Source organism: Streptococcus oralis subsp. dentisani (genome assembly GCF_003944205.1).
Lineage (GTDB): Bacteria > Bacillota > Bacilli > Lactobacillales > Streptococcaceae > Streptococcus > Streptococcus oralis_BH.
Genome location: NZ_RJPH01000022.1, coordinates 1 through 10,553, shown reverse-complemented (window position 1 = coordinate 10,553; position 10,553 = coordinate 1). Strand labels below are relative to the sequence as shown.

General features: G+C 41.3%; 13 protein-coding genes, 1 tRNA gene and 1 rRNA gene. 13 read left to right on the top strand and 2 right to left on the bottom strand.

Annotation, left to right across the window (positions count from 1 at the left end; translation table 11 throughout):
- From D8805_RS09655 to D8805_RS09610, 10 genes are all read left to right on the top strand, one after another.
- The coding region (locus D8805_RS09655) for a DNA cytosine methyltransferase (protein WP_142999749.1) at window positions 1-636 on the top strand (636 nt) is incomplete at its 5' end.
- 294 nt (window positions 637-930) lie between these two features.
- A complete protein-coding gene (gene rpoE / locus D8805_RS09650) occupies window positions 931-1,521 on the top strand; it encodes a DNA-directed RNA polymerase subunit delta (protein ID WP_000418415.1) in 591 nt (196 codons plus the stop codon).
- Between the two features lie 89 nt (window positions 1,522-1,610).
- The gene (locus tag D8805_RS09645; protein ID WP_125417074.1) at window positions 1,611-1,910 is read left to right on the top strand and encodes a DUF4651 domain-containing protein; all 300 of its coding nucleotides are present in this window, start codon (window positions 1,611-1,613) and stop codon (window positions 1,908-1,910) included.
- Window positions 1,907-2,224 (top strand): thioredoxin family protein, encoded by a 318-nt coding sequence (locus tag D8805_RS09640; protein ID WP_125417072.1) that lies wholly within the window; start codon window positions 1,907-1,909, stop codon window positions 2,222-2,224. The genes D8805_RS09645 and D8805_RS09640 overlap by 4 nt, the downstream gene beginning before the upstream one ends.
- 14 nt (window positions 2,225-2,238) lie before the next feature.
- A complete protein-coding gene (gene ytpR, locus D8805_RS09635; protein WP_125417070.1) occupies window positions 2,239-2,865 on the top strand; it encodes a YtpR family tRNA-binding protein in 627 nt (208 codons plus the stop codon).
- Between the two features lie 41 nt (window positions 2,866-2,906).
- On the top strand, window positions 2,907-3,668 hold the full coding sequence (locus tag D8805_RS09630) for an SDR family oxidoreductase (RefSeq protein WP_125417068.1): 762 nt from the start codon (window positions 2,907-2,909) through the stop codon (window positions 3,666-3,668).
- 76 nt (window positions 3,669-3,744) lie between these two features.
- Window positions 3,745-4,140 (top strand): single-stranded DNA-binding protein, encoded by a 396-nt coding sequence (locus D8805_RS09625; protein ID WP_125417066.1) that lies wholly within the window; start codon window positions 3,745-3,747, stop codon window positions 4,138-4,140.
- Between the two features lie 155 nt (window positions 4,141-4,295).
- Window positions 4,296-4,580: a co-chaperone GroES gene (gene groES, locus D8805_RS09620; RefSeq protein WP_125417064.1), complete on the top strand. Its 285-nt coding sequence runs from the start codon at window positions 4,296-4,298 to the stop codon at window positions 4,578-4,580.
- Between the two features lie 15 nt (window positions 4,581-4,595).
- Window positions 4,596-6,218 carry a chaperonin GroEL gene (gene groL, locus D8805_RS09615; protein ID WP_125417062.1) on the top strand — a complete coding sequence of 541 codons (1,623 nt, stop codon included), beginning with the start codon at window positions 4,596-4,598 and terminating at the stop codon, window positions 6,216-6,218.
- A gap of 124 nt (window positions 6,219-6,342) precedes the next feature.
- Window positions 6,343-7,110 (top strand): epoxyqueuosine reductase QueH, encoded by a 768-nt coding sequence (locus D8805_RS09610; protein ID WP_125417060.1) that lies wholly within the window; start codon window positions 6,343-6,345, stop codon window positions 7,108-7,110.
- 70 nt (window positions 7,111-7,180) lie between these two features.
- Here the strand turns inward: D8805_RS09610 and ntdP are convergent, their stop codons facing one another.
- Window positions 7,181-7,714, bottom strand: coding sequence for a nucleoside tri-diphosphate phosphatase (gene ntdP, locus D8805_RS09605; RefSeq protein ID WP_000775318.1), 534 nt, complete (start codon window positions 7,712-7,714; stop codon window positions 7,181-7,183).
- Window positions 7,715-7,802: 88 nt separating this feature from the next.
- Window positions 7,803-8,579: a recombination regulator RecX gene (gene recX / locus D8805_RS09600; protein WP_125417058.1), complete on the bottom strand. Its 777-nt coding sequence runs from the start codon at window positions 8,577-8,579 to the stop codon at window positions 7,803-7,805.
- A 37-nt stretch (window positions 8,580-8,616) separates the two neighbouring features.
- Between recX and rlmD the strand changes: the two genes are divergently transcribed.
- The 3 genes from rlmD to D8805_RS09585 form a co-directional block, all read left to right on the top strand.
- Window positions 8,617-9,987, top strand: a complete 1,371-nt coding sequence (rlmD, locus tag D8805_RS09595) for a 23S rRNA (uracil(1939)-C(5))-methyltransferase RlmD (RefSeq protein ID WP_125417056.1) — start codon at window positions 8,617-8,619, stop codon at window positions 9,985-9,987.
- Window positions 9,988-10,045: 58 nt separating this feature from the next.
- Window positions 10,046-10,117 (top strand) — tRNA-Glu (locus D8805_RS09590).
- A 234-nt stretch (window positions 10,118-10,351) separates the two neighbouring features.
- A 16S ribosomal RNA gene (locus tag D8805_RS09585) occupies window positions 10,352-10,553 on the top strand; the annotation flags it as partial.

The following is a 10,553-nucleotide window of genomic DNA, read 5'->3' as shown; positions in this document are numbered from 1 at the left end:
GTTTCCCAAAATAGAGAAAGATTATTTATATTTGGATTAAGAAATGATGTGAAACTAGATAAAAATTTTTTTGATGAGTTGGAAAAATTAAAAGAGAAACCATTGAACTTGGAAAAATTATTTAATGATTTACCTTCAATAAATGCGGGCGAGGAAGGATATAATTATCGGGCGATTCGTTTGTCATATGAAAAGAAAAAATACTATAGAAATTTGGACGAGAAAATTCCACTTACTTTACACTTAGCAAGACCACAAACAAATAATGATTTAAAAATATATAAGATTGTTCAAGAAGCAAAACAGAATGGTCGAAATATAAAATATTCCGAATTACCTTCTGGGCTTCAAAATCATTCAAATAAAGATTCATTTGTAGATCGATTCAAAGCTTTAGATGAAAATGGCTATAGTCATACAGTTGTTGCACATATTTCTAAGGACGGGCATTATTATATTCATCCTAGCATGGAACAAACTAGGTCTATTACGGTTCGTGAAGCAGCCAGAATTCAAGGATTTCCTGACAATTATTATTTTCAAAACTCCAGAACAGCAGCTTTTGTACAAATCGGAAATGCTGTTCCTCCAATATTGTCGAAAAAAATCGCCGATACGGTTACTAAACTATTTTAATTTTTAGAAAGCAGGTTGCTACATGACAAATTCTGTAAGTTCGAACCGCTCTGAGAAGTTCGACATTGTAGCTTAATTTTCATATATCATTGGGATCGAATTCGTCTGGATTGATACCGAAAACCCACCAATCGATTCCATTGGTTGGGTAGCAAAGAAATAAAAAGTCCTGTCACTTTCTCCCATTTAACCTTTGACTATTCCGCAAAATTATCGTACAATAAAGAGTACATGATAAAATGAGGTCAGAGTCTGTTCGCTCTGGCGATAGTAGTAAAAATGAGGAGAAACGCTTTGGAATTAGAAGTATTTGCTGGGCAAGAAAAAAGTGAACTATCTATGATTGAGGTAGCGCGTGCTATCTTGGAACTTCGTGGTCGCGATCATGAGATGCATTTTAGCGATCTTGTGAATGAAATTCAAAACTATCTTGGAACATCAAACAGCGATATCCGTGAAGCTTTGCCTTTGTTCTACACAGAGTTGAACTTTGACGGTAGCTTCATCTCTCTTGGAGACAACAAATGGGGCCTTCGTTCATGGTATGGTGTGGACGAAATCGATGAAGAAATCATCGCTCTTGAAGAAAGTGACGACGACGAAGTGGCACCAAAAGCCAAGAAAAAACGTGTCAATGCCTTCATGGATGGTGATTCAGATGCCATTGACTACAATGCAGATGATCCAGAAGACGAGGACGCATACGAAGCAGATCCAGCTCTTTCATACGATGATGAAAATCCAGATGATGAGAAGAATGAAGTGGAAGCTTACGATGCGGAAATCAACGAAATTGCCCCTGATGACTTGGGTGAAGACGTGGATCTCAACGAAGAAGACGACGAGTTTTCAGACGATGACGCTGAAACAAGTGAAGAAGAGTAAAATGCCTTAAGAAGGAGATTGCTGGATCTCCTTTTTTCCTTGCTTATATACTGCTTCCCTATTTGTCCTAAAACTCTTTTTGTGTTACAATGAATGGTATGAAAGCTAAGAAATTATGGATGACTGGCTTGACTGTGGCTGGTCTAAGTGCCCTCGCTTTGGGTGCCAAAAAAGCAGCAGATAATCACAAACTCATGAAGACGCAAGAGGAGTTAACCGCTATTGTGCGGGATCTTTTTTCAGATATGGGAGAGATTGCGACACTCTATGTTCAAGTCTACGAAAGTAGCCTAGAGCGACTTGTTGGAGGAGTCATTTTTGAGGATGGTCGTCACTATACCTTTGTCTATGAAAATGAAGACCTAGTCTATGAGGAGGAAGTCTTATGATTGCTCCCGCTAGTATAGAAGAACTCGCAGGTTTTGTCGAGCAGGATGGCAAGAAGGTCTTTCTTTTTTTGGCAGACTGGTGTGGCGATTGTCGTTATATCTATCCAGCCTTGCCAGAGATTGAAGAAACCAATCCAGAGTTCACCTTTATTCGAGTGGACCGAGACCAGTATCTGGATCTGGCCAAACTCTGGGATGTGTACGGCATTCCTAGCATTGTTGTGCTAGAAAAGGACAAGGAAATCGGCCGTTTTGTCAATCGTGACCGTAAAAGCAAGGAAGAAATTAACGATTTTTTAGCAGGACTGAAATAGGAGAAAAGGAAAGAATGATTTTTACATATAACAAAGAACATGTTGGCGATGTCCTTATGATCATCGCGAAAAACAGCGGAGATGCCAAGTTGGACGTGGAGCGCAAAGGCAAAGTAGCCCGTGTTTTCCTCAAAGAAAATGGTGAAACAGTAGCTTGGAATATTTTCGAAGTTTCAAGTTTGTTTGAAATTGCAGAGCGCGGTCAAGTCTTTTTGACAGATGAGCAAGTAGCACGTTTAAACCAAGAATTGCAGGCGGAAGGATTTACAGAAGAAATTGTCAATGACAAAGAACCTAAGTTTGTTGTTGGTGAAATTGTCGAGATGGTAGCCCATCCAGATAGCGACCACCTCAACATCTGTCAAGTTGCAGTTGCAAGTGACAAGACAGTGCAAATCGTTGCAGGGGCTCCTAATGCGCGTGTCGGTTTGAAAACTATTGTAGCTCTTCCGGGAGCTATGATGCCAAAAGGCAACCTCATTTTCCCAGGCGAACTTCGTGGCGAAAAGAGTTTTGGCATGATGTGCAGCCCTCGTGAACTTGCCTTGCCAAATGCTCCGCAAAAACGTGGGGTTATTGAATTATCAGAAGACCAAGTTGTCGGAACTCCATTTGACCCAGCTAAACACTGGACTGCCTAGGAAGTTGTTAGTATCTGATAAATCAGATAGAAGGAAATAAGATGGCAAAAAATGTAGTGATTACAGGAGCGACCTCAGGAATCGGTGAAGCGATTGCGCGTGCTTATCTGGAGCAGGGGGAGAATGTCATTCTAACAGGGCGACGGACAGACAGACTAGAGGCCCTCAAGTCAGAGTTTGCAGAAACTTTTCCAAATCAAACAGTTTGGACCTTTCCACTGGATGTGACGGATATGGCCATGGTAAAGACTGTCTGCTCCAATACTCTAGAAACGATAGGTCAGATTGATATCTTGGTCAATAACGCCGGACTGGCTCTAGGATTAGCACCCTATCAGGACTACGAAGAGTTGGATATGCTGACAATGTTGGATACCAATGTTAAAGGTCTGATGGCAGTCACTCGCTGTTTCTTACCAGCAATGGTAAAAGCCAATCAGGGGCATATTATCAATATGGGGTCGACTGCAGGAATCTATGCCTATGCAGGTGCAGCAGTCTATTCAGCCACCAAGGCAGCAGTTAAAACTTTTTCAGATGGACTGCGAATTGATACCATCGCAACGGATATCAAGGTGACAAACATTCAGCCTGGGATTGTCGAAACAGATTTCTCTACAGTTCGTTTTCACGGTGATAAAGAGAGAGCTGCGTCCGTTTACCAAGGAATAGAGGCCTTGCAGGCACAAGACATCGCAGACACTGTTGTCTATGTGACCAGTCAACCCCGTCGTGTGCAGATTACAGATATGACTATTATGGCCAATCAACAGGCGACTGGTTTTATGGTTCATAAAAAGTAAAAAAAATTCCTCGAAAAGTTACAAATTTCTGTAACTTTTTTGATTTCTTGCGAATAGATAAGTAGGAGGAAGAAAAATGTATAATAAAGTTATTATGATCGGGCGCTTGACGTCTACACCAGAATTGCACAAAACCAACAATGACAAGTCAGTGGCTCGCGCAACGATTGCTGTGAACCGTCGTTACAAAGACCAAAATGGGGAACGTGGAGCTGATTTTGTCAATCTGGTTCTTTGGGGAAAATTGGCTGAAACCTTGGCAAGTTACGCAACTAAAGGTAGCCTCATTTCTGTTGATGGGGAATTGCGTACCCGTCGCTTTGAGAAAAATGGGCAGACCAACTATGTGACCGAAGTTCTCGTGACAGGTTTCCAACTCTTGGAAAGCCGCGCCCAACGTGCCTTGCGTGAAAATAACGCAGGACAGGATTTGGCAGATTTGGTTTTGGAAGAGGAAGAATTGCCATTTTAAGCATAGAAAAGCCTGAGTCAATCTTAGGCTTTTTATCTTGAGAAAGTCAGACTTTTTTCTTGACTATTTCTGACCAAGTGATACAATAGAACTATGATTTAGCACTCAGATTTAAAGAGTGCTAATAATATGTATTTCATCATGGAGGAAAACAGATGTTGAAACCATTAGGAGACCGTTTGGTCTTGAAAATCGAAGAAAAAGAACAAACTGTTGGAGGCTTTGTCCTTGCGGGCTCAGCCCAAGAAAAAACCAAAACTGCCCAAGTTATCTCTACAGGACAAGGTGTTCGTACCTTAAATGGTGACTTGGTTGCTCCAAGCGTTAAGCCTGGAGACCGTGTCTTAGTTGAAGCTCATGCAGGTATTGATGTCAAAGATGGCGATGAAAAGTACATCATCGTTGGCGAAGCCAATATCTTGGCAATCATTGAAGAATAGAAGGAGAAAGTAAGTATGTCAAAAGAAATTAAATTTTCATCTGATGCTCGTTCAGCGATGGTCCGTGGTGTCGATATCCTAGCAGACACTGTTAAAGTAACCTTGGGGCCAAAAGGTCGGAATGTCGTTCTTGAAAAATCATTTGGCTCACCATTGATTACCAATGACGGTGTGACCATTGCCAAAGAAATCGAGTTGGAAGACCATTTTGAAAATATGGGTGCCAAATTGGTATCAGAAGTGGCTTCAAAAACCAATGATATCGCAGGTGACGGGACAACTACTGCAACTGTCTTGACCCAAGCCATCGTCCGCGAAGGAATCAAAAACGTTACTGCAGGTGCCAACCCAATCGGTATTCGTCGTGGGATTGAAGCTGCAGTTGCCGCAGCTGTAGAAGCCTTGAAAAACAATGCCATCCCTGTTGCCAACAAAGAAGCCATCGCTCAGGTTGCTGCCGTGTCTTCTCGTTCTGAAAAAGTCGGCGAATACATCTCTGAAGCCATGGAAAAAGTTGGCAAGGACGGAGTTATCACCATTGAAGAGTCACGTGGTATGGAAACAGAACTTGAAGTTGTAGAAGGAATGCAGTTTGACCGCGGTTACCTTTCACAGTACATGGTGACAGATAGTGAAAAGATGGTTGCTGACCTTGAAAATCCATACATTTTGATTACTGACAAGAAGATTTCAAATATCCAAGAAATCTTGCCACTCCTAGAAAGCATTCTTCAAAGCAACCGTCCGCTCTTGATTATTGCGGATGATGTAGATGGCGAAGCTCTTCCAACTCTTGTATTGAACAAGATTCGTGGAACCTTCAATGTCGTAGCGGTTAAGGCACCTGGCTTTGGTGACCGTCGTAAGGCTATGTTGGAAGATATCGCTATCTTGACAGGCGGGACAGTCATCACAGAAGACCTTGGTCTTGAGTTGAAAGATGCTACTATTGAGGCGCTTGGTCAAGCAGCGAGAGTAACTGTGGACAAAGATAGCACGGTTATCGTAGAAGGTGCTGGAAATCCTGAAGCTATTTCTCACCGTGTTGCAGTTATCAAGTCTCAAATCGAAACTACAACATCTGAATTTGACCGTGAAAAATTGCAAGAACGCTTGGCAAAATTGTTAGGTGGTGTCGCAGTCATCAAAGTCGGTGCTGCAACTGAAACTGAGTTGAAAGAAATGAAACTCCGCATCGAAGATGCCCTCAACGCTACTCGTGCAGCCGTTGAAGAAGGAATCGTTGCAGGTGGTGGAACTGCTCTTGTAAATGTTATTCCAGCCGTGGCTGATTTAGAATTGACAGGAGATGAAGCCACAGGACGCAACATTGTTCTCCGCGCCTTGGAAGAACCTGTTCGTCAAATCGCCCACAATGCAGGATTCGAAGGTTCTATTATTATTGACCGCTTGAAGAATGCTGAAGTTGGTACAGGCTTCAACGCAGCAACTGGCGAATGGGTCAACATGATTGAAGAAGGAATCATTGACCCAGTGAAAGTGAGCCGTTCAGCCCTTCAAAATGCAGCATCTGTAGCCAGCTTGATTTTAACAACAGAAGCAGTCGTAGCCAATAAACCGGAACCAGCAGCCCCAGCTCCAGCCATGGATCCAAGCATGATGGGTGGAATGATGTAAAAGTAACTTATAAAAAACACAAAAGGAGGGAATGTATATCCCTTCTTTTAAGGTTTTCTCTTCTAAATAGATTTGAGCTCTCCTAACTTATATGATAAAATAAGACTAGAAAAAGGAGAAGAACATGATCGATGTAGAAGAAATTCTGAGCAAGATGAATCCCAATCAGAAGATTAATTATGACCGTGTCATGCAGAAAATGGTTCAGGTTTGGGAGAAAAATGAGCAACGGCCATCTATTCTCATGCATGTTTGCTGTGCTCCTTGTAGTACCTACACACTAGAGTACCTGACTAAATACGCTGATGTGACTATCTATTTTGCCAATTCCAATATCCATCCCAAGGCAGAATACCACAAGCGGGCTTACGTTACCCAAAAATTTGTCAGTGATTTCAATGAGCGAACAGGAAATACGGTTCAGTATTTAGAAGCCCCATATGAACCCAATGAATACCGAAAGTTAGTCAGAGGACTGGAAGAAGAACCAGAAGGTGGAGATCGTTGCAAGGTTTGTTTTGACTACCGTTTGGATAAAACAGCTCAGATAGCTATGGACTTGGGCTTTGACTACTTTGGTTCAGCCTTGACCATCAGTCCCCATAAGAATTCTCAAACCATCAACAGCATCGGAATTGATGTGCAAAAGATTTATACCACCCACTATCTCCCGAGTGATTTCAAGAAAAATCAAGGCTACAAGCGTTCGGTGGAGATGTGCGAGGAGTATGATATTTATCGTCAATGTTATTGTGGATGCGTCTATGCAGCTCAAGCCCAGAATATTGACCTGGTTCAGGTTAAGAAGGATGCCACGGCTTTCTTGTTGGATAAGGATGTTGAAAAAGACTATTCCCATATCAAGTTTACTGTCACTAAATTAGATATATAGCAATTAACCCAGCTTTCAGGCTGGGTTTTTAAAATAAAAAAACCAGGGCTCTCACCCCGGCTTGACAACTTTACCGATTCTTTAGTTCTATGTAGCGTTTGTACCAAATGTTGACATAGGCCTCTGAGAAAGGACCGCGTCCATTGTTGATCCAATCAACAAGGATTTTAACATGCTCTTTCAAAATATAGTCTAAATCATCAGAATACTTCATTTTGCGTTTATGGCGCTCATACTCTTCAACGTCCAAGAGACGCTTTTCGCCATCAGTGAAGACCTTGACATCCAAATCATAATCAATGTATTTCAGGGCTTCTTCATCGAGATAGTAGGGGCTGGCCATATTGCAATAGTAGGAAATCCCATTATCACGAATCATAGCAATGATATTAAACCAATATTTTTTGTGAAAGTAAACAATAGCCGGTTCTCGAGTCACCCAACGACGACCGTCACTTTCGGTAACAAGTGTGTGGTCGTTGACGCCAATAATAGCGTTCTCTGTTGTTTTTAGTACCATGGTGTCCCGCCAAGTACGGTGGAGACTCCCATCATGCTTATAACTTTGAATTGTAATAAAGTCGCCTTCTTTTGGAAGTTTCATAACTAACCAACTTTCTACAATTTATAAGTTTATCGTCTACTATTATAACATAAATTGATCTAATTTTTTTGAATTTTACATGCAAATGTTAAAGATATTCTCTGAGAGCGCTTGCTATATCCGAAAAATCATAGCCTTTTCTAGCTAAAACTTGGGTTAAACGTTGCTTTAGTTCGTAACCTTCATATTTGCGAGCGTATTTAGTATATTGTTTGTCTAACTCTTTGAAAATGAGTTCCTGAGTCGTTTCTTGGTCAACTTGACTATCCAACTCGTCAAAGGCGTTTTTAGCATCAGAATAGGAGAAACCCTTGTTAGTCATGTTTTGGATAATCTTATCTTGCAAGGCACGAGCGGGAAGTTTTCCATTGTATTTTTTAAGCAGTTTCTCAGCTACACGTTGAGCAACCTCTGAAAAATCAAAATCCTTTAAAACCTCTTCAATAGTTGATTTGGCAATCCCTTTTTGAGACAGTTTTTGAGCTAGCACATAAGGTCCCTTATCTCCAGAAAGTTGATTTGCATTGATGATAGAGTAGGCATACTGACGATCATTAATCCAGTTATCTTCTTTGAGGTTGGCGATAACTTGACTAGTGATTTTTTCATCAAGATCATACTTCTTCAAATATTCTCTTACTTCCTTTTCAGTACGAGCCTTGAAGGATAAATGGTAGAGAGCGAGGTTCTTACCATAAGAAAACTGAACAAAGCCCTGAATCTCGGTCAATTCTTCCTTACTAATCACCTTATCTTTAGACAACATAAAACGGACAATGGTATCTTCCGTGATATAAGAGGTTTGCTGTCCATCTAACTCCATCAAGTAGAGACGTTTTTTCTTTTCAAGTTTTGTGATTTTCATAGTTCTATTATACCCTAAAATGTGATAAGATAGGGGTATGAATCTGAAAGTCAAACAAAAAATACCTTTAAAAATCAAGCGGATGGGCATCAATGGTGAGGGAATCGGTTTCTATCAGAAAACCCTCGTTTTTGTACCTGGCGCTCTCAAAGGAGAAGATATCTATTGTCAGATTACTTCTATTAAACGTAACTTTGTTGAAGCCAAATTACTAAAGGTTAATAAGAAGTCTAAATTTCGAGTCGTACCAGCTTGTACGATTTATAATGAATGTGGTGGTTGCCAAATCATGCACCTCCACTATGATAAACAGTTAGAGTTCAAAACGGATCTGCTCCACCAAGCCCTGAAAAAATTTGCTCCTGCAGGATATGAAAACTATGAAATCCGTCCAACTATCGGAATGCAGGAACCAAAGTACTACCGTGCTAAGCTTCAATTCCAGACTCGGAAATTTAAAAATCAGGTCAAGGCAGGTTTGTATGCGCAAAACTCTCATTACCTCGTAGAGTTAAAAGATTGCTTGGTACAAGATAAGGAAACCCAAGTGATAGCGAATCGCCTAGCTGAACTTCTTACTTACCATCAAATCCCCATCACCGATGAGAGAAAAACGCTCGGTGTTCGCACCATCATGGTGCGTCGTGCAAGAAAAACGGGTCAAGTTCAGATTATCATTGTCACGAATCGCCAGCTTAATTTGAATCAACTAGTCAAAGACCTAGTCAATGATTTTCCAGAAGTTGTCACGGTTGCTGTCAATACAAATACAGCAAAAACAAGTGAAATCTATGGTGAAAAGACGGAAATTATTTGGGGCCAAGAGAGTATTCAAGAAGGAGTACTTGACTATGAGTTTTCCCTCTCGCCCCGTGCCTTCTATCAGCTCAATCCAGAGCAGACAGAGATTCTCTATAGTGAAGCAGTTAAAGCTCTAGATGTTAGCAAAGAAGATCATCTGATTGATGCCTATTGCGGTGTTGGGACGATTGGATTCGCCTTCGCAAAGAAGGTCAAGAGTCTCAGAGGGATGGATATTATTCCAGAAGCCATTGAAGATGCCAAGCAAAATGCTCAAAGAATGGGTTTTGACAATACCCATTACGAAGCGGGGACAGCTGAAGAAATCATTCCACGCTGGTATAAAGAAGGCTACCGAGCAGATGCATTGATAGTCGACCCTCCTCGTACAGGCTTAGATGATAAGCTGTTGGAAACCATTCTGGCTTATGTTCCAGAAAAAATGGTCTATGTATCCTGCAATGTTTCGACCTTGGCGCGAGATTTAGTTAAACTAGTGAAAGTCTATGATCTCCAGTATATCCAGTCGGTCGATATGTTTCCCCACACTGCACGGACAGAAGCAGTGGTTAAGTTAGTGAAAAAAAGAAAAAATCAACTTCACTGAAAAAAGTCCTTGACAAAGTAGGAAAAGTAGGTATAATAGAAAGAGTTGAAAAGCTCAAGGTCCGTTGGTCAAGGGGTTAAGACACCGCCTTTTCACGGCGGTAACACGGGTTCGAATCCCGTACGGACTATGTGTGTATCGCAGAGATGAAAAAAAGTAAAAAAAGTTTCAAAAAAGTGTTGACAGAGGTCAACAGCTGTGATATACTAATATAGTTGTCGCTTGAGAGAGAAAGAGTGACAAAGACCTTTGAAAACTGAACAAGACGAACCAATGTGCAGGGCACTACAACTGAAGTTGTAGTACTGAACAATGAAAAAAACAATAAATCTGTCAGTGACAGAAATGAGTGAGAACTCAAACTTTTAATGAGAGTTTGATCCTGGCTCAGGACGAACGCTGGCGGCGTGCCTAATACATGCAAGTAGAACGCTGAAGGAGGAGCTTGCTTCTCTGGATGAGTTGCGAACGGGTGAGTAACGCGTAGGTAACCTGCCTGGTAGCGGGGGATAACTATTGGAAACGATAGCTAATACCGCATAATAGCAGTTATTGCATGATAACTG